The organism is Halorubrum marinum (assembly GCF_048381195.1).
GTDB lineage: Archaea > Halobacteriota > Halobacteria > Halobacteriales > Haloferacaceae > Halorubrum.
Genome location: NZ_JBLWMM010000003.1, coordinates 123,705 through 147,124 on the forward strand (window position 1 = coordinate 123,705; position 23,420 = coordinate 147,124).

General features: G+C 65.9%; 23 protein-coding genes, 1 tRNA gene and 1 pseudogene. 10 read left to right on the plus strand and 15 right to left on the minus strand.

Features of this window, described 5'->3' with window-relative positions:
* The first annotated feature begins 18 nt into the window (after window positions 1-18).
* The 3 genes from ACNSN4_RS04420 to crtID all read left to right on the plus strand — a co-directional run bounded on the left by ACNSN4_RS04420 (window position 19) and on the right by crtID (window position 3,133).
* A complete protein-coding gene (locus ACNSN4_RS04420) occupies window positions 19-744 on the plus strand; it encodes a metal-dependent hydrolase (RefSeq protein WP_418284569.1) in 726 nt (241 codons plus the stop codon).
* Window positions 745-1,440, plus strand: a complete 696-nt coding sequence (locus tag ACNSN4_RS04425; protein WP_418284570.1) for a metal-dependent hydrolase — start codon at window positions 745-747, stop codon at window positions 1,438-1,440. It begins immediately after the preceding gene.
* A gap of 88 nt (window positions 1,441-1,528) precedes the next feature.
* On the plus strand, window positions 1,529-3,133 hold the full coding sequence (crtID, locus tag ACNSN4_RS04430; protein ID WP_418284571.1) for a bifunctional phytoene desaturase/3,4-desaturase: 1,605 nt from the start codon (window positions 1,529-1,531) through the stop codon (window positions 3,131-3,133).
* 24 nt (window positions 3,134-3,157) lie between these two features.
* Here the strand turns inward: crtID and ACNSN4_RS04435 are convergent, their stop codons facing one another.
* Entirely contained in the window at window positions 3,158-3,718 is a 561-nt protein-coding gene (locus ACNSN4_RS04435) for a PAS domain-containing protein (protein ID WP_418284572.1), read from the minus strand.
* A gap of 303 nt (window positions 3,719-4,021) precedes the next feature.
* Between ACNSN4_RS04435 and ACNSN4_RS04440 the strand changes: the two genes are divergently transcribed.
* Complete coding sequence (locus tag ACNSN4_RS04440; protein WP_418284573.1) at window positions 4,022-5,743, plus strand: L-lactate permease; 1,722 nt, start codon at window positions 4,022-4,024, stop codon at window positions 5,741-5,743.
* Here ACNSN4_RS04440 and ACNSN4_RS04445 read toward each other — a convergent pair.
* From ACNSN4_RS04445 to ACNSN4_RS04490, 10 genes and pseudogenes are all read right to left on the minus strand, one after another.
* Window positions 5,677-6,192: a multicopper oxidase domain-containing protein gene (locus tag ACNSN4_RS04445; protein ID WP_418284574.1), complete on the minus strand. Its 516-nt coding sequence runs from the start codon at window positions 6,190-6,192 to the stop codon at window positions 5,677-5,679. The genes ACNSN4_RS04440 and ACNSN4_RS04445 overlap by 67 nt on opposite strands.
* Before the next feature lie 222 nt (window positions 6,193-6,414).
* Window positions 6,415-7,563, minus strand: coding sequence for an MBL fold metallo-hydrolase (locus ACNSN4_RS04450; protein ID WP_418284575.1), 1,149 nt, complete (start codon window positions 7,561-7,563; stop codon window positions 6,415-6,417).
* A gap of 65 nt (window positions 7,564-7,628) precedes the next feature.
* The gene (locus tag ACNSN4_RS04455; RefSeq protein WP_418284576.1) at window positions 7,629-9,407 is read right to left on the minus strand and encodes a bifunctional metallophosphatase/5'-nucleotidase; all 1,779 of its coding nucleotides are present in this window, start codon (window positions 9,405-9,407) and stop codon (window positions 7,629-7,631) included.
* A 402-nt stretch (window positions 9,408-9,809) separates the two neighbouring features.
* Window positions 9,810-10,013 (minus strand): annotated as a pseudogene (locus ACNSN4_RS04460) (RNA-guided endonuclease InsQ/TnpB family protein); the annotation flags it as partial.
* A gap of 52 nt (window positions 10,014-10,065) precedes the next feature.
* Window positions 10,066-10,137: transfer RNA gene (locus ACNSN4_RS04465), tRNA-Ala, on the minus strand.
* Window positions 10,138-10,227: 90 nt separating this feature from the next.
* Window positions 10,228-10,761, minus strand: coding sequence for a type II toxin-antitoxin system RatA family toxin (locus ACNSN4_RS04470; RefSeq protein WP_418284577.1), 534 nt, complete (start codon window positions 10,759-10,761; stop codon window positions 10,228-10,230).
* Window positions 10,762-10,840: 79 nt separating this feature from the next.
* A complete protein-coding gene (locus ACNSN4_RS04475) occupies window positions 10,841-11,380 on the minus strand; it encodes a DUF371 domain-containing protein (RefSeq protein WP_418284578.1) in 540 nt (179 codons plus the stop codon).
* A 40-nt stretch (window positions 11,381-11,420) separates the two neighbouring features.
* Window positions 11,421-12,251 (minus strand): amidohydrolase family protein, encoded by an 831-nt coding sequence (locus ACNSN4_RS04480; protein ID WP_418284579.1) that lies wholly within the window; start codon window positions 12,249-12,251, stop codon window positions 11,421-11,423.
* Between the two features lie 75 nt (window positions 12,252-12,326).
* Entirely contained in the window at window positions 12,327-13,514 is a 1,188-nt protein-coding gene (locus ACNSN4_RS04485; protein WP_418284580.1) for a redox-regulated ATPase YchF, read from the minus strand.
* Window positions 13,515-13,830: 316 nt separating this feature from the next.
* Entirely contained in the window at window positions 13,831-14,940 is a 1,110-nt protein-coding gene (locus ACNSN4_RS04490) for an OBG GTPase family GTP-binding protein (protein ID WP_418284581.1), read from the minus strand.
* Between the two features lie 288 nt (window positions 14,941-15,228).
* Here ACNSN4_RS04490 and ACNSN4_RS04495 point away from each other — a divergent pair, with 288 nt between their 5' ends.
* A complete protein-coding gene (locus ACNSN4_RS04495; protein ID WP_418284582.1) occupies window positions 15,229-15,429 on the plus strand; it encodes a VNG_1110C family protein in 201 nt (66 codons plus the stop codon).
* Between the two features lie 32 nt (window positions 15,430-15,461).
* Here the strand turns inward: ACNSN4_RS04495 and ACNSN4_RS04500 are convergent, their stop codons facing one another.
* Window positions 15,462-15,917: a hypothetical protein gene (locus tag ACNSN4_RS04500; RefSeq protein WP_418284583.1), complete on the minus strand. Its 456-nt coding sequence runs from the start codon at window positions 15,915-15,917 to the stop codon at window positions 15,462-15,464.
* Window positions 15,918-16,264: 347 nt separating this feature from the next.
* On the opposite strand from ACNSN4_RS04500, the gene coxB reads away from it, so the two are divergent.
* Both coxB and ACNSN4_RS04510 read left to right on the plus strand, forming a co-directional pair.
* A complete protein-coding gene (coxB, locus tag ACNSN4_RS04505) occupies window positions 16,265-17,044 on the plus strand; it encodes a cytochrome c oxidase subunit II (protein WP_418284584.1) in 780 nt (259 codons plus the stop codon).
* Window positions 17,041-19,539 (plus strand): cbb3-type cytochrome c oxidase subunit I, encoded by a 2,499-nt coding sequence (locus tag ACNSN4_RS04510; protein ID WP_418284585.1) that lies wholly within the window; start codon window positions 17,041-17,043, stop codon window positions 19,537-19,539. The genes coxB and ACNSN4_RS04510 overlap by 4 nt, the downstream gene beginning before the upstream one ends.
* A 165-nt stretch (window positions 19,540-19,704) precedes the next feature.
* Here ACNSN4_RS04510 and ACNSN4_RS04515 read toward each other — a convergent pair whose 3' ends face one another.
* Window positions 19,705-20,217, minus strand: coding sequence for a DUF7575 domain-containing protein (locus ACNSN4_RS04515; RefSeq protein ID WP_418284586.1), 513 nt, complete (start codon window positions 20,215-20,217; stop codon window positions 19,705-19,707).
* A gap of 80 nt (window positions 20,218-20,297) precedes the next feature.
* Between ACNSN4_RS04515 and ACNSN4_RS04520 the strand changes: the two genes are divergently transcribed.
* Both ACNSN4_RS04520 and ACNSN4_RS04525 read left to right on the plus strand, forming a co-directional pair.
* On the plus strand, window positions 20,298-20,438 hold the full coding sequence (locus tag ACNSN4_RS04520) for a hypothetical protein (RefSeq protein ID WP_418284587.1): 141 nt from the start codon (window positions 20,298-20,300) through the stop codon (window positions 20,436-20,438).
* A gap of 116 nt (window positions 20,439-20,554) precedes the next feature.
* A complete protein-coding gene (locus ACNSN4_RS04525; RefSeq protein WP_418284588.1) occupies window positions 20,555-21,547 on the plus strand; it encodes an NAD-dependent epimerase/dehydratase family protein in 993 nt (330 codons plus the stop codon).
* Window positions 21,548-21,580: 33 nt separating this feature from the next.
* Here ACNSN4_RS04525 and ACNSN4_RS04530 read toward each other — a convergent pair whose 3' ends face one another.
* Together ACNSN4_RS04530 and ACNSN4_RS04535 are read right to left on the minus strand one after the other, a co-directional pair.
* Window positions 21,581-22,330, minus strand: coding sequence for a GNAT family N-acetyltransferase (locus ACNSN4_RS04530; protein ID WP_418284589.1), 750 nt, complete (start codon window positions 22,328-22,330; stop codon window positions 21,581-21,583).
* 139 nt (window positions 22,331-22,469) lie between these two features.
* The gene (locus ACNSN4_RS04535) at window positions 22,470-22,742 is read right to left on the minus strand and encodes a cytochrome C oxidase subunit IV family protein (protein ID WP_418284590.1); all 273 of its coding nucleotides are present in this window, start codon (window positions 22,740-22,742) and stop codon (window positions 22,470-22,472) included.
* Between the two features lie 155 nt (window positions 22,743-22,897).
* Between ACNSN4_RS04535 and ACNSN4_RS04540 the strand changes: the two genes are divergently transcribed.
* Complete coding sequence (locus ACNSN4_RS04540; RefSeq protein ID WP_418284591.1) at window positions 22,898-23,416, plus strand: hypothetical protein; 519 nt, start codon at window positions 22,898-22,900, stop codon at window positions 23,414-23,416.
* The last annotated feature ends 4 nt before the right edge of the window (window positions 23,417-23,420 follow it).

Here is a 23,420-nt window from a genome sequence, read left to right on the forward strand (position 1 = left end):
GGACGCGTCAGGGTCGATATGGCCCCGACGCTGGTCAACGCCGCCGTCGGCGCGATACTCGCGGCGGCCCTGCTGGGCGCGGCGTTCGACCGGCGCTCGGTCGCGATCGTCGTCGCCGCCGCGATGCTCCCCGATCTCGACGCGGTCGCGAGCCTCGCGATTTCCGGCGCGACGAACGCGCTCTTTCACGCGGTCTGGATTCCCCTGTTCGTCGGCGCGGCGCTGTACTGGGACACCGCAGTTCGGGAGACATCGTGGCTCTACGAGCGAACCGGCTGGTACGGGGCCCGAGTCGCGTGGGTCGCGCTGGCGGCGTTCGTCGTCGCGGGCGTCGGCCCGGAGCTGTTCGGTCGCGAGGGCGTGAATCTCCTGTACCCGGTCCACGACGCGTACTACCACGTCCGCGGGCGGCTCGTCTTCTCGACGCAGGAGGGCGTCGTCCAGACGTTCGTCGCCCTGTCCGCGCAGGGTCCGGGGATACTCCCGCTGCAGAGCCCCGGCACGACCGCCTCGTACGCGATCCCGACGTGGGTGAACCCCGACGGTCGCCCCGGCCTCTCGCTCGACGCGGACCGGGAGCTGTACCTCGTTCGGCGCGGCTGGCAGCTGGTCGTCGTCGCCGCGGCGACGGCCCTGCTCGCGGTGCGATTCGCGCGGCTTCGTCGCGGGGGTGCCGGAAGCGTCGACGGCGACACCGCCGACGGCGACGCCGCCGAGAGCGACCAGACGGAGGTGACCCGATAGATGGTCTCGACGATCGTCCACGCGGGGTTCGCGCTCGCGCTCGCGGTCGGGCTGCTCGGCGACCACTACGACCGTCGGGCGCTCGCGGTTATCCTCGCGATCGTCGTGCTGCCGGAGGTCGACAGCTTCCTCGGCCCGATCATGCCGGGAGCACACCGGACGGTCGGTCACAACCTCGTGATTCCCGCGGCGGTCGCGGTGCTCCTCTACTACGACACGCGGCTGCGGGACCGGTCGGCGCTGCGCGGCCTGCTCGCCGACCGGTTCTCGGAGCGCGGCGCGGAGCGGTGGATCGCGGTCGCGTGGGTCGGGCTGTTCGTGCACGTGTTCGCGCACGTCGCGCTCGACTGGACCCACCTCGACGGGGTGAACGCGCTCTGGCCGCTCCGCGACCGCTTCTACGCCCTGAGCGGCGAGATATTCTTCTCGTCGGCGGACGGGTTCGTTCAGACGTTCGTCGACGTCCAGATCGACCCGGAGACGGGGGGCCGGCGGGTCGACGCGGGCGAGGGCGGCACCACGGAGACGGTCCACGTGAACAATCCGGTCGAGCCGCGCGACCCGCGGGAGGTCACCGACGAGCCGATCGAGAGGCGGTTTCCGATCGCGAACGCGGGCTGGCGGCTGTACCTGATCGGGCTTGGGCTGTTCACGCTCGGGGCTCGTCGGCTGCAAGGGGCGGACCCGCGTCAGTAGTACTGAAACCGCGTTAAATGTCGGGAGAGGGAGATACCAACATAGTATGGTGCGGGAGTAAACGCCTCTGAGCCCGTACCGTCGACCGATGAGCACCACGCCACGCGACGAGCGTCGCTTCCCCGACGATGCCCTCGCAGACGGGACCATCGCGATCGTCGGCGCGGGGTTCGGCGGACTCTCCGCGGCCTGTTACCTCGCCGACGCCGGCGCCGACGTGACGGTGTTCGAGCGCAACGCGCACCCCGGCGGATACGCGGGGCGGATCGAGCGCGACGGGTTCCGAATCGACACCGGCCCCTCGTGGTACCTCATGCCCGAGGTGTTCGACCGTTTTTTCCACCACTTCGGACGCTCGACCGACGAGTTCTACGAGCTGACGGAGCTGGATCCGCTGTACGAGCTGATCTGGAAGGACGGCGACCGCGCGACGATGCCCGCGGACCGCGCCGGACAGAAGGAGCTGTTCGAATCGTACGAGGCGGGTGCGGGCGACCGCCTCGACGATTACCTCGCCGACGCTGCGGAGGCGTACGAGCTGGGGATGGACCGGTTCGTCTACCCGAGTCGGTCGCGGCTGCGGGACATGGTCGATACCGACGTGCTGCGGTCGGCCCGCGCGCTGCCGAAGCTCCGGTCGATGGACGACTACGTCGGCGACTACTTCGACCACGAGAAGCTGCGGCAGATCGCCGAGTACAAGCTCGTCTTCCTCGGTGGCTCGCCGTACAACACCCCCGCGATCTACACGCTGATGAGCCACGTCGACATGAACCTCGGCGTCTACCACCCCCTCGGCGGGATCGCGAGCGTCGTCGACGGGATGGCGGAACTCGCGACCGACCTCGGGGTCGAGATCCGCACGAACGCGCCGGTGACCGCGATCGAACCCTCCATCGCGGCGGCGACGTCGGCGTTCGAGGTACGAGTGAGCGAGGGCGCGGGCGCAAACGGAAACGCCGACGCGACCGACCTCGGCGGGCGATTCGATCGCGTCGTCGCCAACGCGGCGCCCCCCCACGTCGAACGCGACCTCCTCCCGGACGAGTACGCTCGCCGCGAGTCGTACTGGGAGTCGCGGACGTACGCCCCCTCCGCGTTCCTGCTGTACGCGGGCGTGAAAGGCGATGTCGACCTGGACCACCACGCGCTCGTTCTCCCGACCGACTGGCGCCCGCACTTCGAGACGATCTTCGATGAGCCGGCGTGGCCCGACGACCCCGCCTACTACGTCCACGTCCCGTCGAAGACCGACCCGGAGGCGGCGCCCGAGGGCCACGAAGCGGTGTTCGTCCTCGTCCCGCTCGCGGCCGGGATCGACGACGACCCGGAGACCCGCGAGCGGTTCCGCGAGCAGGTGCTGGACGACCTCGCCGAACAGACGGGGGTCGACTTCCGCGACCGGATCGCCTTCGAGGAATCGGCGTGCGTCTCCAACTTCAAGCGGCACTTCAACGCACCGAGGGGAACCGCCCTCGCGCTCTCGCACACGCTCGATCAGACCGGTCCGCTCCGTCCCGCCCACCGCGCGCCGGGCGTCGACGGGCTCTATTACGTCGGCGCGTACACGAACCCCGGAATCGGGATGCCGATGTGTCTGCTCAGCGGGGAGCACGTCGCCGAGGCCGTCGTCGAGGACGCGACCGGTGGGGGGATCGTTCCCTCCGTCGTTCCCACGTCGACGTGGCGGTGAGCCCGGTCGTGAAACCGGGGACAGTCAGTCGATCAGTCGGTCGATCGGACAGCCGGCTCCCTCGACCGGATCCTGCACGGCGGCCCAGTGGGTGACCGTCCCGTCCACGCCGGGAAGCGGGCGGAGCGAGACGCGGTTTAAAAAGGGCGTCCCGTCGCGTCGGTGGTTCCACACCTCGACGGTGACGGGCTCCCAGATGGACACCGCCTCGCGCAGCTTCGCGACGGCCTCCGAGCCGGTTCGGGGGCCCTGGAGCAACCGTGGGTTGCGGCCGCGGAGTTCGTCGGTCGAGTAGCCCGTGACCTCGCGAAACGTCCGGTTCGCGTACAGTATCGGCGTGTCGCGGTACGCCGGACCGCACAGCGTGACGCCGACGGGGGCGGTGTCGAGGAGGCGAACCCGGTCGACGAGGCGGCGACCGCGGTCGGTGAGTTCCGGACGATCGCTCCGATCCGCGCGGTCGGTCTCGGCGGAGACGCCGCGGTGCGACGCGAATTCGTCGAACCGGGTGCGAACGGCCTCGTCGTCATCGGCGTCAGCGTCGTTACACGCGAGGAAGTCGAGCACGTCTGCCCTGAGGCCCATATGACGACCGATCGGAGTGCCCGCCGCGACAAGTGGCTGTCGCCCGCACTCGCGCTCGCGATGGCGACGTAGTCGGGCGACTCTCCGACCGACTGACAACCGTACAGGAGATTTATTTACGTCAATCGTGGTCTCGCATACGATGTACGTCACTGTTGCCTGCAGACGACGAGAACGCGGTGTCCCGATGGACGGTCCCGTCGGGCGTCGTGAACCGCCGTTGGCACCGACGGGTCGGACGCGCGCGAACTCGCGTCGGATCGAGCCGCGTCCGAACGGACCGTGTCGGCACGGGGTGTGTCGATGACGCTCTCGGCGAGCGCACCGCTGGCGCTCGTCCCGCTGATCGTCGTCGCCGCGCTGCTGGTCGGGCTGCTGTGGCCCGCCTCACGGGCGATGCCCGTCGCGTGGCTGGCGGCCGCCGCCGTCGCGTTCCTCGCTTGGGACATGCCAGCGACGTGGATCCTCGCGGCGTCGATCGACGGGGCGATGGCGGCGGTCGAGATCCTCTGGATCGTTCTCGGCGCGCTCGTGTTGTTGTACACGCTGATGAACTCCGGGGCCGTCGATCGGATCAACGCGGGGTTCGCCTCGATCAGCGACGACCGTCGAGTGCAAGTCGTCTTACTCGGGTTCTTCCTCGCGACGTTCATCGAGGGAGTCGCCGGGTTCGGCACTCCCGCGGCGGTGGTCGCCCCGCTCCTTCTGGCGCTCGGGTTCCCGGCGCTGGCGGCGGTCGTCGCCGCGCTCGTCGGGCACGCGGTCGCGACGGTGTTCGGCGCGGTCGGTACCCCCGTCATCGTGGGGTTCGAACAACCCTTGGAGGCCGTCGCCGACCCCATCGCCGCAGGCGGATTCGAGTCGGTCGCGGCCTATGCGAGTGCGGCCGGCGCGTGGAGCGCGGTCCTCAACGGGATTCTCGGGACGCTGATGCCGCTCTTCGCCGTGGGGATGGTCGTGTATTTCTTCGGCGACGCGAAGCCGAGCGAGCGATCTCTCGCGGGACTCCGTCCGGTGGTCCCGCTCTGTCTGTTCGCGGGGGTCGCGTTCGCGGTGCCGTACGTCGCCGCGGCGTGGCTGGTCGGACCGGAGCTCCCGTCGCTCATCGCGGCCATGGTCGGCGGCGGAGTCGTCGTCGCGACGCTCAAAGCGGGGTACCTCCTGCCCGAGGAGGAGTGGGAGTTCCCGCCGCGTGAGGACTGGCCCGATCACTGGGTCGGGAGTATCGAGCCCGGCAGCACGGACGCGGGTCCCGGCGGCGCGGACGGCGCTCCCTCGATGTCGCTGGTTCGGGCGTGGTCGCCCTACCTCGTGCTCGTCGCCCTGCTCGTCGGGACGCGGGTGATCGATCCCGTCGCGACGTTCCTTCAGGATGGGCCGGGTATGACGCTCGCGTGGACCGGCATCGCCGGCACCGACATCGGCGGTGCGATCGGGTGGGCGTACGTGCCCGGGACGTGGCTGATCGCGAGCGCGTTGCTCGCGGTGCCGATCTTCGGGATGCCCGCGACCGAGGTGACGGCCGCGTGGCGCGAGGCGGGCGCGAAGATCGTCTCGCCGGCGGTCGCGTTGGTCTTCGTCATCGCGATGGTGGAGATCATGTTGCAGACCGCGGCGCATCCGGGTGCGGCCGTCGAAGGGAGCATGATCGTCGTGCTCGCGAGCGCGACGGCGTCGCTGCTCGGCGCGGCGTACCCCTTCTTCGCTCCGGTCGTCGGCGCGCTCGGGGCGTTCATCGCCGGGTCGATCACCGTGAGCAACATCACGTTCACGGCGTTCCAGTTCGAGATCGCTCAGGAGCTCGGGCTGTCGACGCAGCTGATCGTCGGCGCCCAAACCGTCGGCGCGTCGATCGGGAACGTGATGGCGATCCACAACGTGATCGCGGCGCTGGCGACGGTCGGACTCGTCGGGGAGGCCGGGCGCGTGATCCGGCTGAACCTCCTCCCGCTGACGTACTACCTCGTCGGCGGCGGGCTGGTGACGTCGGCGTTCGTGTACGTCGTGTTCCCCGGCGTGTTCTGATCGCGGCGGGGGCGAGAAGTAGGTCGCCCGAGTCGACCGGGACGCCTTACTTCGCTGCCCCGATCGCCACGAGATGGTTGGTAGCGATATCGGTCCGGCGGTCGTCGCCGACCGATGTCGCACAACGTGTGAAACCCAACAATACGGTCATCTGTTGCCCAAACCCTTCTTTTGCTCTCATCACGCACGGTACACGTGGTGGCCACGTCGACGAGAGACGGTGACGACCACGGAGGACGAGATCGTTCGGCACGGACCTTGTACGTGAACGTATCACCGGAAGCGACCGGGTATTGCGTTACGTTCGGCACCCCCTCGACCGGATTCGGGACGGGAACTCCATGCCAGTGAATCGTCGTCTCCTCTCGGAGGTCGTTCGTTAGTTCGACGCTGAGCACGTCACCCTCCTGAACGCGTAGCTCCGGTCCCGGAAATTGACCCTCGTACATCCAGTTGGTCGTCGACGTCTCGGGGCTGGTCGAATACTCCCGGACGCCGCAGTGAGGCTGACGGCTGTATCTGGCTCGGCCGTAACTGGTGAGCGGGGCGTCACCTCACGATTCCCACCGTCGTCGGAGCCCGGTAGCTGACCGGCACAGCCCGCGAGTGCGCCGAGGCTGGTCGCTCCCGTCAACTGGAGGAGTCTGCGACGGGAGAGCGGGCGCTGTCCGCTAGGCGGCACAGTTGTTCGGTCCCAGTTCGAGTTCAGTCGCCTCGCTTTCGTCGCCGACGGTCTCTTTGCCGGTGTTGATGGCGATAACGGTCTCGTAGTTCGGGGGTTTCTCCGGCGCGTCTTCGGTCAACCGCTCCACGAACGCGTCGCGGTCGAGTCCGAGGAAGTCGAGCTCGTCGCGGAGGTCCCCGAGCCGGGCCTCGAGGGGGTCGCCCGGCGAGCCGTTCTCGTAGCGGCCGTCGCTCGTGACGGTGAGGTGGCCCGGAAGGATCGTCGTGTCGTCCGGGAGGTCGAGGATCCTCTCGTGGAGCGAGTCGTACAGCAGTTCCGCTCCGCGGGAGGCGTCGTCCTCGCCGAACTGGAGTTCCGTCCGCCCGACGGAGTCGACGAACAGCGTATCGCCCGTCAACAGGAGCTCGCCGTCGACGAGGTAGTTCATCATCTCCGAGGTGTGGCCGGGCGTGTGGAGCGCCTCGATCTCGACGTCGCCGACGTCGATGACGTCTCCGTCCGACAGCGGTTCGTACTCGTACTCGACACCGCGCTCGCTGGCTGTGTCGCCGAGGTGGTAGGACACGCCGACCTCGTCGGCGAGTGTCGGACTGCCCGAGATGTGGTCGGCGTGGACGTGCGTATCGAACACGCGCGCTATGGAGAGCCCGGCGTCCTGAGCAGCGACTTTGAACTGGTCGGTCTGTCTGGTCGCATCGACCACGACGGCCTCCTCCGCTCCCTTCGAGCCGACGACGTAGCCGAGACAGCCCTTCGCTCGGCGCTGGACCTGCCGAACGACGAGGTCGTCGCTGGACGTCTCGATGGGGACGACCTCGTAGAGTTTGCTCCACGCCTCCATCCCGCCAGTGATGACCGAGACGTCGTCGTAGCCGTGCTCTTCGAGGTCGAACGCGAACGGCGTCGACGAGATACCGCTCCCGCAGATAGCGGCGACCGGCCCCCCGTCGACCAGCGTGTTCACCTCGTTCAGTTGGTCCTCGCTCAACCCCTCGTCAGGGTCATACAGAACGTTCTCCGCGTCGCGCACGTGCCAGGCCTCGAAGCTGTCTTCGGGACGCACGTCGATGAGCGTGAACTGTTCGTCGTCGTCGATCTTCTCCGCGAGTTGTTCCGCAGTGATGTTGTTAACCATTGTATCTGACCTGTGTGATGCCGTGTTGATTGTTGTTCGTCGGCTCTGTCGTCGTTCGTCGTCGACTAACGCTTTCGATTACGCCCTTCTTCGGGGAACGCGTTCCCGCGCGGAATCATGGACGTCTCGCAGTACGCCTCGCCGGCCGTGTAGTCGACGCCGGGCTGGATGAAGGGATACGGCCCGTCTGCGGGCGTGTTCTGGACTCGGCCGCCGTCGTCGCCGGTCTCGATCAGCCCCGTCACCTCGTAGTCGACCGGCGAGTGCTCCTCGAGGTACTCGACGATGACGTCGACCGGTATCGTCTCGTCGTCGACCTCGACGTCCTGGAACGGGAACCCGCAGTTGCCGAGGTCGCGTTCGGGATCGCCGGGGCGGCGGAACGTCGCCACCGAGTACGTCTCCTCCGGGTCGACCGTCTCGCCGTCGATGTGCATCTCGACGAGGCGACGGCCGCGCTTGGCCGTTGGGTCGACGGCCACCTCGACGTTTGAGGAGAAGTTGCGGACGCGACCGTCCTCTTGATCGTAGGGGTAGGGAGTGAAGTTGTCCTCGAGGAACCGCTCCATGTGGCTCGTGAGTTGCTGGCCGTAGGCGACGCCGCGAGCGACGGGCGTCGCCATCGGGAAGAACGTGTACAGTTCACCGAGCGTGATCGCTCCGGGCGGGATAGCTGTCCCGTACCGGAACCCGTGCGAGACCGCGAGGTCCGTGTCGAAGTGCGCCTGAAGCGCGTCGTTGAACAGCGTGTTCCACGCACTTTCGAGGAACGACTGCCGGTAGAGTGGTTCTTCTGTCCGGCCGACGACCGTATCGAGGGACTTCCCGAGCGTACCGGCCCCTCGCTCGAACCCCGGGTTATCCTCGAAGAAGGGCGCACGCACGGATTCGACCGTCTCCGCCGCGTCGGCGTTCGGTTCCGGCGTGTGCTCGCCGTCCTCGGTCAGACAGTAGAGGTGGTGGCGGAACTGTAGTTCCCCGTCCTGAACGCGGAGGTCCACGCGGCCGAGCGCCTCGCCCATGCCGGACTCGACGACGACCGTCTCGGTTTCCTCGACGACGATCGGGTCGTAGGTGTACTCGTGGGTGTGTGCGCTGAACATCAGGTCCACGCTCGCACAGTCCTTGGCGGCCTGGACCATCCACCGCAGGCCGATCTCGGTGACCGCGACCACGACCTCCGCGCCGTCCTCGCGGGCGACCTGTGCGGACTCCTCGAGGAGCGAGGGATGCTTGCCGAAGCGGTACTTCCCCTCGGAGAACGCGGGCGCCATCCGGTCGACGTAGACGTTCGTCATCCCGACGACGCCCACGGAGAGCCCGCCGACGTCGAGGATCCGATAGGCGTCGTACAGTCGCTCGTCAGTCTCCCAGTCGTAGAGGTTGTTCGCGAGGACGGGCGCGTCGAGTGCGTCCATCAGTTCCACGAAGCTGCCGTCCTCGGCGGCCTCGTTCGAGTAGTCCCAGTTCCCCGGGACGTAGATATCGGGCGCGACGTGGTCGTTGACGGGGTCGAGCATCGCTCGTCCGTCGGTGTAGGTGGTCACGGCGGAGCCGTGGAACGTGTCCCCGCTCATGAGCGTACACACGTCGTGGTCCTCGCGGAGTTTGTCGAGTTTCGCTGCGAGTAGGGGAATTCCGCCGCCGCGCTCGATGACGCGGTCGTCGTCTCCGAAGTCGAAGTCCGGCTTCGACGTCGGGTTGTCGTAGTAGACCTGGTAGCGCGGCGTCAGCTGCCCGTGGAGGTCGCTGACGTGGGCGAAGACGGCGTCGGCGTCGCCGTCTCCGACAGGGGCGCCGTCGAGGGACCGCCACTCGCCGATACCCGTATCATGCTCGTTCATCGTGATGTGACTGTCGTTACATATCTCGAATACCCGGTTATAATTACTAAGACAATAATTAAAATATAGGGTTCACTTACTGTTTCAGAGTTGAGTATCACGATACGGGATGCAGTCGATGTGTCGCCATTCAGACGCGTGATCTCCGGGGGAATGGAGGTAGTACCGCTGACGAGCGACTGGGTAACGACGGGGCTGTCTGCGGTCGTTATCCTCGTCGCGTCAGTCATTCACGGCGTTTCTGAGTTCGGCCTCACGCAGGTATCGATGAGCATAACCCCGCTGTTTCGGTCGCCCTCGAGCGCGCGGTACAGAGTTTCTACCGTGTATTTGAGATTGACATCCTCTCGCGCCTGAAGACGCGGGAATCCCCCGGCACCGCACCGCTGAATTAAGATATGACGGTTCGCGGTTCACGACCTGTTCTCGCGGGGCGAAACTGCCCTCGCTACGGTCGAACAGGCGAGCCGCTGGCTGTGCCAACCAGTCGTCATCCCTATCTCCATCTCCAGAACGCTTCGCGTTCCGGTGTGCGGACGAGACACTATGCGTCTCGTCAACGCCATCCGTGGCGAGACTTGGGAGCACCTCTTGCCGAATATTCTCCCAACGAACGGGACCACGCGAGAGAACGAGACGAACGAAGTGAGTGAAGAAGTGGACTCGCGGGGATTTGAACCCCGGGCCTTCCCCGTGCCAGGGGGATGATCTACCACTGATCTACGAGCCCTCGTACGCATCCCATCGTTCCCGGCTGGATATATTAAGGCCTTCGACTCAGCGACGATAGCGGTACCGACTCACAGCGACGATCGCGTGCTCAGATCCGTTCGGAATCGACGTACACGTCGAGGTCGACGTCGCGCGTCGATCCTTCCAAGTCACGGACCGCGCGTTCGACGACCCGTTCGGCCTCCTTCCTGATGAGCGGGACGGCCTTTTTTACCACCCAGTCGAAGGAGACGAGCCGCGGGATGTTGAGCGCGTCGGGGCTGGCCGACCCCGGATCGAACTCGACTTCGAGTGCGACCTCACACGTCGGAGTCTCCTCTTCTCCGCCGTCGGTCTCGACGGGCGTCACTCGCCAACACCCGCCGGCGTCGATGTCCTTCGTGATCTCCCAGTCGATCCGCTCCGGCGGCTCGACCCCGGTCACCCGCGAGTGAGCGGTGTAGGTGATCTTCCACCACGCGAACGTCAGCGCGTACCGGGTTCCGGGACCGCCTTCACCCTCCAGCGTCCGCACCTCGCGGAGGTACTCCGAGTAGCGCGCGTACCGCGGGAAATCGAGTAGAAACGCGTACACCTCCTCGGGGTCGGCGTACACCTTCGTGCTCACGACGAGTTCGTCCACGCGGTCAGATTTGGGCGGCGCCTAATAAGCGGTCCGGCGAGGCGTTCGTTGCGCTGGCGGCCACCGTCTTCCCGACGGCTCACTCCGCAGGATCGACTTCCAGCCGCAGGGTCATCGGTGCGCCGTCGGCGAGGGCGGCCACGAGGTCGCGATCGAGGTCGGCGGCCGCGCCGTCCCCGTCGACGAGGATCGTCCGCTCGTCGTCGGTGTACGCGCTCGTCCGCCCGACCATCGAGCGGTCGTCGAGGAGAGTGAGGTCGGGATCGCCGCGGCCGACGATCTCCGCCGTGTGCTCGGCGTCGGCCCCGTCGCCATCGACACTTCCATCGGCGCCTCCCACCGCGATCGTCGCCGTGATCGTCGCGCTTGCGTCTCGACACGCCTCGCGAAAGGCCGCGCCGAAGTCGCGAGGCGTGCGGTCGGCCTCGGTCCCGACGATACAGTCGCCTGCGGGGGTGAGCCAGTCGTCGGTCGTGATCTCAACGGTGCTCGCGTGCTCGGCGGTGACGTGCTCGTGGCCGACCGCGTGCACGACTTCGACGAGGGGGTCGTCGGCGTCGGAACCGGCTGCGGTGTCCGTCTCGCCGTCGCTCGTGTTCGGCGCCTCAACGTCGCTCATATCCGATGTCTCGACGGCGGCAAGGCAAGTGGCCGTCGGTTCAGACGTCGGCGCCCTCGGCGAGCGCCGGAATCAGCCGCGCCGGGTTCTTCGCGAACACGCGCCGCATCAGGTCCTCGGAGACGTCGAGGGTGAGCACCTCCATCACGCCGACGTTCGGGTGCACGTCGGGCGCGCCGGAGCCGAAGAGGACCCGATCGGGGTGTTCTAACACGCCGCGTTCGAGCACCTCGCGGTAGCGCACCGCGCTCGTGTCGACGTACAGGCGGTCGTACTCGTCGAGCAGGTCGAGCGTCTGATTCATCAGGTCGGCATCGAGCGGGTAGCCGCCGAAGCTCGCGAGCACGACCGGGAGGTCGTACTGGAGCAGCTCGCGCTCGACCGCCTCCGGCGGGAACCGTCTGCCGGCGTGAACGATGAGGGGGAGATCGGCGTCCTCCAACCGTGAGAGCACGTCTTCGTTCGGGAGACCGTCCGCGTGCGGGACCAGCGTGAACCCGTGGAACCGGTCGTCGTAGGAGTACTGCTCGACGTCGTCCGGTCGGGCGTGGTGGTCGTCGCGCTCGGCACGGATGTTGCGGACCGCGGCGACCGGTCCCGTTCCCGGATCGCGGGGGCCGTTGAGCCGGGCGAACGCGACGAACGGGCGGTCGATAGAGAGGCGCGCGACCGCGTTGTTCGCCCGGAGGTAGCTCTGTCCCGAGGCGCGCCGGCCGGGGCTCGCGACCGCTCGGACGACACCGGCTTGGAGCATCTCCCGCTCCAGTCGCTCGGGGGAGATGTCTCGGCCGTGAGTAGCGACGGAGGACTCGTCGGGATCGAGCGTCGCGCGGGTGTCGACGATCCGGAAGTCGTGTTCGAGCCCCAGCATCTACCGGCTCGTCTCAGGCGACCCGCATGTGCCTATCGGTCGGTGTTCGATCGACTCTACCGCGGGCGGAAGGGCTCACGGCCCCGCGGTCGAGACGATCTTGACGACGTCGCCCTCGCTCAATTCGCGGCTCTCGCCGATGCGCCGCGACGCCCGCGCGTCGACCGCGTGGAGGTACCCGTCGCCGATGTCGGTGTGGACCGCGTACGCCATATCGGGAGGCGTCGAGCCCGCGGGGAGGAGAAACGCGTCCGGAAGCACGTTGCCGGTGCCGTCGGTCCACTTCGAGGCGTCCTGTACCGGGTACACCGTGATCCGGTCGAGGAGGTCGTACACCGCCGCGTTCAGCGCGGTTTGAACCCCCGTTCCGCCGTGTGTCGTCATCACGTCGCGGATCGCGTCGAGGCCCGCGCGCTGTCCGTCCGACACCTCGCCGAGGATCTCGAAGTCGGCGTCGCCGGGGTCGTAGTCGACGACGCCCGCTTCCGCCGCGCGACGCAGGCCGAGTTCGCCGTCGGCGGTCGCCGGAATCACCGGTTTGTCCGTCCCCTCGCGGATCCGATCGAGCGCTCCCTCCGGTGCGGCGTCGATCTTGTTGGCGACAACGACGAACGGCTTGGTCCGTCGGCGGATCGCTCGCGCCAGCGCCTCGCGGTCGGCGTCGGTCCACGCCTGCGGGTCGTCCGGGTACTCCAGCTCGCGGAGGACCGCGGTCACGTCGTGTTCGCTCGCGCCGAACCCCGTCAGCAGGTCGGTGACAGCGGCCTCCAAGTCGAAGTCGGGCGAGCGCGACTGGCGTTCGACGCCCTCCCAGTTGCGGTCGACGATCCCCGTGAGCCACAGGTCCATCTCCTCCTCGATGAAGTCCACGTCGTCGAGGGGGTCGTGGCTCCCTCGCTCCACCGGTTCGCCCTCGGCGTTCGTCGCGCCCGAGGCGTCGACGACGTTCAACACCACGTCCGCGTTCGTCAGTTCGTCGAGGAACTGATTTCCCAGTCCCTTCCCCTCGTGAGCGCCCGGGACGAGCCCGGCCACGTCGAGGAGTTCGACGGGGACGTAGCGCTTGCCGCCTCGACAGTTCTCCGCCCCGCAGCGCTCGTCGCGGTCGAGACAGGGGCACTCGGTCCGGACGTGTGTCACTCCGCGGTTCGCGTCGATGGTCGTGAACGGGTAGTTCGCGACGTCGACGTCGGCCATCGTGGCGGCGGTATAAAAGGTGGACTTGCCGGCGTTCGGCTTGCCCGCGAGCGCGACCGTGATCATACGCGAGGGTCACGCCGCGCCGAAAAGCGCCTTTCGGTCGGACTCGGTGAGGCGTGGGAGACGCGAGGAAGAGGGTCCGCCATAGAGACGATGCAGTGGCGCACGCCTCCGAGCGTCCGAAGGGCGCGAGGAGCCCGTGCGAGGGAGTCGGTGGTCCGGAGCGAAGCGGAGGACCACCGACGAGGCTGGGGAGGCGTGAGGCTGTGGTTGCGGTGCGGGGCTTTGACGGTGTTCACCGCGGTATCAACGAGTTATAAGCGAGCGGCTGGGGATTTGGAGGAGTTCACCGCGAGGTTACTGGCAACAACTTATAAACTCACTTTCGCGCGACGATACGAAGAACGTCCTCGTCAGCCAATTCATGGCTCTTCCCGACCTGTTGATCGTCGTGTTTCGCGCTCGGGCCCGAGACGCGCGCGAACTTGAACCGCTCCTCGAACTCGCCGCCGATCTTCGTGCACGCGTCGCCGACGGTGTCGCCCTCGAAGAGGATCAGCGGCTCCTCGTAGTCGACGCCGCGTCCCGGCTTGTCCATGTAGATACGGATCACGCCGAGCTCCTTCCAGAGCCGCTCTTTGAGCCCGTCGAGGCCGAGCTCCTCCTCCGCGGACATGAAGATGACGTCGTCCGGGTCGAGGCCGCGCTCGCGCAGTTCCCCCTTGACCGTCGGGAGATAGCTCTTGTCGATGAGGTCCGCCTTGTTGACGGTGACCATCGACGGGAGGTACACCCGGTTGTCCATGACGGCGTCGACCAGCTCGTCGATCGTGAGGTCGTGCGGGATCGTCACCTTGGCGTTGACGTAGCCGTACTCGCGGAGCACCTGCTTGACGGTGTTCTCGTCCAGGCTCACGTCGTCGCTCATCGTCACCCCGATCCCGTCTTTGTGCGTCTTCCGGACGTTGATGTTCGGCGGATCGGTGTCGAGTCGGATGTTCGTGTTGTACAGCTCCTCGCGGAGCCGATCGTACTGCTCGATTTCGAAGACGGAGAGCATGAACACGACGAGATCCGCCGTTCGCACGACCGAGAGCACTTCCTTCCCGCCGCCGCGGCCGCCCGCGGCCCCCTCGATCAGCCCCGGCACGTCGAGGATCTGGATGTTCGCGCCGCGGTACTTCAGCATTCCCGGGTTGACGTCGAGCGTGGTGAACTCGTAGGAGCCGACCTTGCTGTCGGCGTTCGTGAGCGCGTTGATGAGGGTCGACTTGCCGACGCTCGGGAACCCGACGAGCGCGACGGTGGCGTCGCCGTGTTTCTCCACGGCGTATCCGTGGCCGCCGCCGGCGGAGGACTGGTTCTCCAGTTTCTCCTTTTTTTCCGCGAGCTTCGCCTTCAGACGCCCGATGTGGGCCTCTGTGGCCTTATTGTAAGGCGTGCTGGAGATCTCCTCGCGGAGGTCGTCTATCTCTTCCTCCAGTCCCATTGGCGTACAGTCGGCCGTTCGGCTCGTTAAAGGTGTTCCTTCGAACCGACCGCGACTCTGACCGTCGATCGCTCGATCTCGACGCTGGAGAGCCTGGTTGAGCGATACGCTCCCGGGCAGTCGCCAACGCGGTCCCCGAAGACTCGCCGCCGCTCCCTGGAGACTCGCCGCCGCTCCCCGGAGACTCGCCGCCGCTCCCGGTACCACCACCGACACGTCCCAGCGCGGACGCCCTGTTGGCACTTCGACATCATTAAATTCCGGGTCGCGTGATCGAATGTACGTCGTATGCCTGACCCGTCGAGGCTCCGTGACAGCACACAGATCGTTCTCCCGTGTCACGTGCTCGATAGTCTCCACGATCGGATTCACGACCGGTTCACGGTGACGGTCGTCGAGAGTGACGGGTACTATCGCATCATCGGGAGTCCGGTCGAAATCAAGGCCGCGAGCGACTACCTGGCTCGGAACGGCGTCGCGGTCGACTGACGTGGAGAGCGTTCGATCAGACCGTTTTCGCGCTACCCGATGACGCCGACGAGCAGCTGCACCGCGATGAGGACGAGGAACAAGAGTCCGGCCGCGAAGGATCCGGCTGCAACTCCGTGGGCGTTACCGAGGCCGCGCCCGCGGGCGGCGAGATAGGCGCCGAGAAAGACGAAGCTCGTCAACAGCAGGGCAACTGCGGCGTACGCAACGGTGAGCAGCGTTCCAGAGAGCCCTTCCGGGAGGCCGAAATCTCCGACCGCCAGGACAGCCACGCCGGTGACGCCGAGCGCGATGACGATGAATCCGACGGCCCAGACGACGGGTTTTTGCGAGATATCACGTAGGGACGCGGTGACTGCGGTGTACGCGTCCGCCGACCCCTCCTGACCGGGTGCAACGCGCTTTCCGCCGATCTGTGCGACAGCGACGAAGGTGGCCACGACGAGCAGCCCCATTAGTGCCGTGCTCAAGAGCGTGAGTGAGACCATGATGGGTTCGTTATTAGCCGGTCCGTTCGCGTGCACAAATAGCCTTCGTATACGCGTCCGATACATTCCTTCCAGGCGCGCCTAGGTCCAACCTTCCAAGCGCACCCAGGTCCAACCTTCCAAGCGCGTCCGGGGCTCGCTACCGCACGCGCGCCCGAAATACTCACGATATCCTCCGCCATGGACTCAAATCCCGCGATGTAGCCCTCGAAATACGCATGTACGGTTCGATATCGTATCGCCTGTGACGCCCTCAGTTCGGACACGCCGTGGGTTGCTTTTTCGACCCGCTACACAAGAGCTAAGTGCGCCTTCGCTAAGGAGGATACAAGAGCAGAGTGACGAACATGATAGATTCACTTATCCTGCAACAAGGGAGCGGCTGGCGCGCGCAGGCGGAGGTCTTCGACGAGATTTTCTTCGTCTTTCTCGCGCTGGGTACGCTCGTCGGAACCATCGTCGTCGCGTACATGCTGTGGAACGTGTACAAGTACCGCGACGACGGCAGCGAACCCAAAGAGAGCTTCGACGCGCCGACGGTCGGCGAGCTCCCGACGGGACAGGGCGGTCCAAAAGCGAAGAAGCTCTTCCTCTCGTTCGGGTTGAGCGCGATCGTCGTCATTAGTCTCGTCGTGTACGCGTACGGGCTCCTCCTCTACGTTGAGGACGGTCCGGATACCGGCGACGAAGGCGACATCGAAATTCTCGTCGAGGGATACCAGTACGGCTGGGACTACGAGTATCCGAACGGCCACTCCGAAACTGGCGAGCTGATCGTACCCGCTGACCAGCGCATCGACATTCAGGTGACTTCACGAGACGTATGGCATAACTTCGGATCCTCAGAGTTACGGATAAAATCCGATGCGATCCCCGGAGAGACATCTACCAACTGGTTCTCCGTGAGCTCCGAGGAAGTCGAAGCACAGGGGGGCGAAGCGACGTTCCTCGTGGAGTGTTTCGAACTCTGTGGATCCGGCCACTCGGCGATGAAGGGACAGATCACGGTCATCCCGCAGGACGAGTGGGAGGAGTGGTACGAGAACACCGAGGGTGACGACGCCGCCAGCGTCGATGGCGGTGCCGCCAGTCTCGACGCGACCGCTATCGGAGGTGTCACCGCATGAGCGAACTCCCGCCGACGACCTCGGTCAAACGGTGGCTCGTCACGACGAACCACAAGGACATCGGTATTCTGTACACGATTACCGCGTTGTTCTTCCTGCTGTTCGGCGGTGTGCTGGCACTGCTGATTCGCCTGCAACTGTGGGACCCGACGAGCCACGTGCTCTCCGGGCTGGCGTACAACGAAGCCGTCACCGCACACGGGCTGATAATGGTGTTCTGGTTCCTCTCACCGTTCGCCTTCGGCTTCGCGAACTACTTCGTCCCGCTTCAGATCGGAGCTGACGACCTCGCGTTCCCGCGGCTGAACGCGCTCTCGTACTGGATGTACCTGTTCTCCGGCGTGTTGCTCGGGATCAGCTTCTTCCAGGGCGGCACGCTCGACGCCGGCTGGACGATGTACGCGCCGCTCAACGTCCCGATGTACACGCCGAGTATCGGGTCGACCGGTGCGGTACTGGCGCTGTTCATGTTCGTCGTCGGCGTCACCGCGTCGACGGTGAACTTCCTCACGTCCATCCATCACTCCCGCGCCGAAGGGATGGGAATCATGGACATGCCGATGTTCACCTGGTCCATGCTCGCGACGGTGTGGATGATGCTGTTCGCGTTCGCGGCGCTGCTCGCCGTCGGACTCATACTCGCGTCTGACCGCGTTCTCGGGAGCGTCTACTTCTCGGCGACCGAGGGCGGCTCGCTGCTATGGGGACACCTCTTCTGGTTCTTCGGCCACCCGGAGGTGTACATCGTGTTCTTCCCCGCGCTCGGGGTCATGCTCGAGCTGTTCCAGACGTTCTCCGGACGGCGACTGGTCGGTCGGAAGTGGGTGATTATCTCTATCTGTCTGATCGCGGTTCAGTCGTTCCTCGTGTGGATGCACCACATGTTCCTGACGACGATCAACCTGGAGATCAAGACGCTGATGATGGCGACTACCATCGGCATCTCGCTTCCGTTCGACCTCGTCGTCTTCGCGCTTATCTACACCCTGATCAAGGGCCGGATCCAGTTCACGACGCCGTTCCTCTTCGCGTTCGGCGCGTTGCTACTGTTCATCCTCGGCGGCATCACCGGCGTGTTCCTCGGCGCGATCGTTCTCGATTACGAGTTCCGTGGCACGTACTGGGTTGTCGCTCACTTCCACTACGTCATGTTCGGGGGCGCGACCGCGTTGTTCGGCGGGGCGTACTACTGGTTCCCGAAGATGACGGGGAAGATGTACGACGAGTTCCTCGGGAAGGTTCACTTCGTGATCTTCTTCATCAGCTTCAATCTGGTGTACTTCTCGATGTTCCTCGCGTGGGAGACCCCGCGCCGGGTGTTCGAGTACAACCCCGCGTTCCAAGGCATGCACCAGGCGGGGACTATCGGGGCGTTCATCCTCGGGTTCTCGTTTTTCATCATGTTCTACAACTTCGCCAAGTCGTACGTCTCAGGGCCGGATGCCGGCGACAACCCGTGGGATTACTCGCGGACGGCGGAGTGGGCGACTTCCTCCCCACCGCCGCTTGAGAACTGGCCGAACCGCCCCTCGTACGCGTCCGGGAAACTCGAGTTCGTGAAAGACTACGTGCCGGACGGCGGCCCGGCAGTCAAGACCGACGAGAACGGTGACGCCGTCACCGACGGCGGTGACAGCCACTCCGACCACATCCGCAGCTACCCGTACTGGGACAAACACCCGAGCCACGCGAGCATCTGGCCGTTCGCCCTTTCGCTCGCGACCGGCCTGATGCTGCTCGGGCTGTCCGGGTTCAACGACTCGATGGAGTTCTCCATCGGTGAGACGCTTGCGGCGACGACCGTCACGGTCGCGAACCCGGTGTACCCGGTGCTCGCCGTGCTTGGGCTCCTCGGATTGGTCTGGACCGGTGTGAAGTGGGGGCTCGAAGACTTCTACGCCCCGCCGAGCGAGTTCGCCGAGCGGTGGCCCTTCGAGGGCATCGAGAAGGTGAAGCTGGGGATGTGGTTCTTCCTCGCGTCCGACGTGATCGTCTTCGGAGCGTTCATCTCGGCGGCCGTGTTCATCCGATACAACGCCGGCTGGATGTCGTGGCAGCCCCTCGCGGACTCGCTGCCCGGGCTCATTAACACGTTCGTGCTGCTCACCTCCTCGTTCACGGTGATTCTCGCGCTCGTGGCTGCTCACCGGAATAGCCGTCAGGGTGTGCTCGCGTCGCTCGGTGCGACGATCCTGCTCGGCCTGACCTTCCTCGGGATCAAGATGTGGGAGTGGCACCACGAGATCTACGATGTCGGCGTGACGCTGTCACAGAACGCGTACGGCGACCCGATCCAGGCGTCGATCTACTACGTGACGACCGGACTGCACGGAATCCACGTCGTCGGTGGACTGCTGATCGCCGGGTTCCTGTTCTACCGGGCGTACCAGGGTCACTACTTAGACGACGAGCGGCCGATCGAGTACTTCGGCCTCTATTGGCACTTCGTCGACATCGTCTGGGTGTTCATCTTCCCGCTGTTCTACCTCTTCTGAGGAAGGACGGCGGTCGGTGTTTTTTCCCTAATCGATCAGCCGTGGGTGGGTGTTTCCTCGTCGAGCGGCGCCGCACACCGCTCACTCGTCGAGCGGCGCCGCACACCACTCACTCGTCGAGCGGCGCCGCACACCACTCACTCGTCGAGCGGCGCCGCACACCACTCACTCGTCGAGCGGCGCCGCACACCACTGACAGAAGTCGAGTTCCGAGTCGACATCGCGACCGCACTCCGGGCAGGTGGCGGCGTCAGCCGTGTTCTTCGCGTCGGGCGCTGTCTCCTGTGTAGCCGCGCTCGATAGCGTGTTCGCCCCCGCTTCTCTCTCGGCCGTTTTCTTTTGTGCGGCGACGTCGACCGCCGCGGCCCCCTCCGGTGCGTTGTGATCGGCCGTCTCGCGCTCGTATGCACGATTATTCCGGAGCGCGAGGACGTACGCGTCGATAACGCTGGCTGCGACGACGAGGAGCACCGGTGCGAGGTCGATGAGTGGCGGACGATCGCCGGCAAACAGGCTGTCGACCGCCGCGTCAGGAACGAGGAGGACGACAGTTGCGGTGATCAGAACGTACCAGCCAAGGGCACGCGCCCAGCGCCGCAGATACGCGTGGCCGAGCCCGGATATCACGAGCGCGAGCACGGCTGCGAGCCACGGTCGCCGTCGACTGCGGTCGGTCATGGCTCGTCGTACGACCTCCGGGATTGAGTAACTGCCCCCTCGCTCGGAGCGCTTATTTGTTTGAGCCGCGGACTAACTGTATGCTCGGCATCGGATCCGTAGACCTCCTCACGGGAATCGGATACGGCCTCGTCGGTGTCGCCGTCTGGGTGGTCCCGTTTCTTATCGCGTACTACCTCCACGAACGGTGGCGCGGCGACGGGCCGCGCGGAGAGAACTGAGCGTCGACGGCCGAACCGTCTCGCCTGACGCGGAACGCGTCGAACTGCCGCGCCCGCCGCGGGGCGCGCCGTGCCGCTTCGGTCACGCTTTTGGCTGTGGTGTACCGATGACCGATATGACCCACACGGCGCTCGTTATTGGCGGCACGAGATTTATCGGCCGCCACACTGTCACAGAACTGCTCGCGAACGACTACGAGGTCGCGATGGTGAACCGGGGGAACCACGAGAATCCCTTCGCCGACGACGACCGGGTGACCCGCATCGAGGGCGACCGTAAGGACAGACAGACCCTCCGAACGGCGAAGCTCTCGGTCGATCCCGATATCGTTATCGACTGCGTGGCCTACCAGCCGATCGACGTGGAGACGGCGACCGAGGTGTTCGCGGACGTCGACGGCTACGTCTACATCTCGTCGGGCTCCAGTTACAGTGCCGAAGCGATCCCGAAACGCGAGGGCGAGACGCCGCTGTGTCCCTGCACGCCAGCGCAGGCGACTGACGACTCCGCGGAGACCTACGGGAACCGCAAAGCCGAGGGCGATCGCGCGGTCTTTGCTGCTGCCGAGGACGGAGTCAACGCGATGGCGGTCCGCCCCTGTATCGTCTACGGCCCGCACGACTACACGGAACGGCTCGACTACTGGATCGACCGCGTGCTCTCACACGATCGGGTCGTCGTTCCGGGCGACGGGCAGAACCTCTGGCAACGGGCGTACGTCGAGGACGTCGCAAGCGCGCTCCGGATCGTCGCGGAGCGCGGCGAGCCCGGGGCGGCGTACAACGTTGGAGACCGCCGGGCGCTGACGCTGGCTGAGACCGTCGAGACGATCGCGCACGCCGTCGACACCGACTGCACGGTCGTGACCGCTTCCGACGACGCGCTCGCGGCTGGTGACCTGTCTCCGGACGACTTCGTGCTGTACCGCGAGTATCCGCACCTGCTCGACACCTGTGCGCTCGCCGACCTTGGATGGGAGTCCACGCCCGTCGAGGAGGCGATGGGGAAAACGGTGGCCGAACACCGCGAATCGGACCGAGACGGAAGCGAGTGGGATCCGGGACGCGAGGCGGAAGAGCGCGTGATCGGTATTAAAGAGACGCTGTAAGTCGATTGCGTTGGTCGGTCCGGTCGCCTCTTTCTAGTACGCGGCGTCCCACCGCGACGGCTTCCGTCGGTTTCCGCAGTCGCCGCACTCCATCCGGTCCATCGTGTCGATAGCGATGTTGGTCCCCTCGCAGTTCCCACAGAAGTAGCCGTAGCGCCGTTCGCGGTCGGGGTCGCTGTACGCGACGTAGAAGGGCGCCCGCGACCCCCGCTCGACCTCGTCGAAGGCGACGTAGACGGTCTCGCCGGTCTCGGTTTCGACGGTTCCGTCGGAGATGCCGGTCAGTCGACTGATCTGCTTTCGGTACGCGAGCTCATCGAACGTCTCGTCGCCGATGTCGACCGTGCGCTCGCCGATCAGCTCGTACCCCTCCGCCTCGTAGAACGCGGTACCGGCCTCGTTGGCGACGAGCACGCGCGCTTCGATGCGGTCGACGTCCGCGGAGCGAAGCTCCGCCTCGACGTGTGCCAGCAGCGCGGAGCCGATCCCCGACCCGCGGTGGTCCGGATGCACGTGAAGCCAGTCGATCTCGCCGACGCGTTCGCGCCGACCGACGATGTAGCTCTCGGCGAAGCCGACGACTGTCCCGTCGACGACGGCGACGGGACACACGGTCTCCGCGTCGTCGATATCCGCGGCGAGATCGGCGGGATCGTACCACTCGTCGACCGCCGCCTCGAGCAGCGCCTCGTCGACGGCGTGCCCGTAGGAGGCGATCAGCGACTCGTGTGCGACCGATCGGATCGCATCGATATCGTCGGCGGCTGCGGCTCGGAGTTCCATGGCTGTACGTTTACCCGAGACTACAAAAAAACACAGCAGAATCGTCGCGGTGAGGGCAGCGGAGAACGAGAGGCGAGCGGGAGGCGAGCGAGAGGCGAGCGGGAGGCGGGCGAGAGGCGGGTGAAACGATCAGAGCAGACTACGAAATGGAGTACGTCGCGGCCGCCATCAGGAGCATCGCGAGTCCGAGCGCGAGCGCCATCACGTAGGTAAGCGAACGGTTCTCCCACCGGAGGTGCTGGTAGTAGCCGACGATCAGGGCGGACTTGATCGCTGCGGCGATCATCGTTCCGGCGAACGCCTGCTCGTAGGTAAAGAACTGGTCGAACTCGAAGAAGATGAACTTCGAGGCCGCCAGTCCGAGAAGCGCGACGTAGATCGCGCCGTACAGTTTGACGGAGTCGGACGCCATTGCTGAGTGTACCTTCGTTCGCGTGCTTAAAGAACTAACCATCTGAAGGGGGTCTCCCCAGCGGTGTCGAGGGCCGACCGGAGCCCCGGCGTCGAAACGCCTATGGCCGTGACCGGCCGAGTTCGGGGCAGTCAGAGACCCTGACGGACTGACCCGTGGATCCGCTCGAACCGACGGAAGACCTGCTCGAATCGCTGTACGTCGTCAACAAGGTCGCAAAGCGGCTCGCCGACGAGGCGACCGCCGCGTACGATCGCGGCGACGTCACGGAGAGTAACGTACAGTCAGCGCGAAAGGACGCGCTGTACCGAACGAAGACGGCGGTCCTCTCTCGGATCGTCGCGAACGATCCGACGAGCGTGGTCGGCGAGTACCACTCGGTCCACGGCGACACGTGGCTTCTGCTTACGGTGAACGGGTGGGAGTTCCATCAGCCGCCGTACGCCTTCGGGAGCGAACTCACGGATCGGATCGAGACGGCGAACGACCGCGAGAATCCGCGGGATGTCCCGTACGTTCGCGACGCTGCGGTCGAACGCTCGGACCGGTCACTCGAGGAGGCGCTCGTCGACCTCGCGGACCGAGGAGTGAACGCCAACGACCACCTCGCCCGCCCGACCGTCAGCGGCGCGCGCGATCAGCTCGTCGACGTGCGTTGGTCGTGTCTCCGCTGATAGC

What these genes read in the sequence shown, in the direction of transcription:
- ACNSN4_RS04425 (WP_418284570.1), top strand. Translation starts at nt 745, where the DNA reads ATGGTCTCGACGATCGTCCACGCGGGGTTCGCGCTCGCGCTCGCGGTC.
- ACNSN4_RS04535 (WP_418284590.1), bottom strand. Translation starts at nt 22,742, where the DNA reads ATGGCGTCCGACTCCGTCAAACTGTACGGCGCGATCTACGTCGCGCTT.
- crtID (WP_418284571.1), top strand. Translation starts at nt 1,529, where the DNA reads ATGAGCACCACGCCACGCGACGAGCGTCGCTTCCCCGACGATGCCCTC.
- ACNSN4_RS04520 (WP_418284587.1), top strand. Translation starts at nt 20,298, where the DNA reads ATGCTCGGCATCGGATCCGTAGACCTCCTCACGGGAATCGGATACGGC.
- ACNSN4_RS04530 (WP_418284589.1), bottom strand. Translation starts at nt 22,330, where the DNA reads ATGGAACTCCGAGCCGCAGCCGCCGACGATATCGATGCGATCCGATCG.
- coxB (WP_418284584.1), top strand. Translation starts at nt 16,265, where the DNA reads ATGATAGATTCACTTATCCTGCAACAAGGGAGCGGCTGGCGCGCGCAG.
- ACNSN4_RS04525 (WP_418284588.1), top strand. Translation starts at nt 20,555, where the DNA reads ATGACCCACACGGCGCTCGTTATTGGCGGCACGAGATTTATCGGCCGC.
- ACNSN4_RS04485 (WP_418284580.1), bottom strand. Translation starts at nt 13,514, where the DNA reads ATGATCACGGTCGCGCTCGCGGGCAAGCCGAACGCCGGCAAGTCCACC.
- ACNSN4_RS04495 (WP_418284582.1), top strand. Translation starts at nt 15,229, where the DNA reads ATGCCTGACCCGTCGAGGCTCCGTGACAGCACACAGATCGTTCTCCCG.
- ACNSN4_RS04480 (WP_418284579.1), bottom strand. Translation starts at nt 12,251, where the DNA reads ATGCTGGGGCTCGAACACGACTTCCGGATCGTCGACACCCGCGCGACG.
- ACNSN4_RS04515 (WP_418284586.1), bottom strand. Translation starts at nt 20,217, where the DNA reads ATGACCGACCGCAGTCGACGGCGACCGTGGCTCGCAGCCGTGCTCGCG.
- ACNSN4_RS04435 (WP_418284572.1), bottom strand. Translation starts at nt 3,718, where the DNA reads ATGGGCCTCAGGGCAGACGTGCTCGACTTCCTCGCGTGTAACGACGCT.
- ACNSN4_RS04500 (WP_418284583.1), bottom strand. Translation starts at nt 15,917, where the DNA reads ATGGTCTCACTCACGCTCTTGAGCACGGCACTAATGGGGCTGCTCGTC.
- ACNSN4_RS04420 (WP_418284569.1), top strand. Translation starts at nt 19, where the DNA reads ATGGCCCCGACGCTGGTCAACGCCGCCGTCGGCGCGATACTCGCGGCG.
- ACNSN4_RS04440 (WP_418284573.1), top strand. Translation starts at nt 4,022, where the DNA reads ATGACGCTCTCGGCGAGCGCACCGCTGGCGCTCGTCCCGCTGATCGTC.
- ACNSN4_RS04475 (WP_418284578.1), bottom strand. Translation starts at nt 11,380, where the DNA reads ATGAGCGACGTTGAGGCGCCGAACACGAGCGACGGCGAGACGGACACC.
- ACNSN4_RS04450 (WP_418284575.1), bottom strand. Translation starts at nt 7,563, where the DNA reads ATGGTTAACAACATCACTGCGGAACAACTCGCGGAGAAGATCGACGAC.
- ACNSN4_RS04490 (WP_418284581.1), bottom strand. Translation starts at nt 14,940, where the DNA reads ATGGGACTGGAGGAAGAGATAGACGACCTCCGCGAGGAGATCTCCAGC.
- ACNSN4_RS04455 (WP_418284576.1), bottom strand. Translation starts at nt 9,407, where the DNA reads ATGAACGAGCATGATACGGGTATCGGCGAGTGGCGGTCCCTCGACGGC.
- ACNSN4_RS04445 (WP_418284574.1), bottom strand. Translation starts at nt 6,192, where the DNA reads ATGTACGAGGGTCAATTTCCGGGACCGGAGCTACGCGTTCAGGAGGGT.
- ACNSN4_RS04510 (WP_418284585.1), top strand. Translation starts at nt 17,041, where the DNA reads ATGAGCGAACTCCCGCCGACGACCTCGGTCAAACGGTGGCTCGTCACG.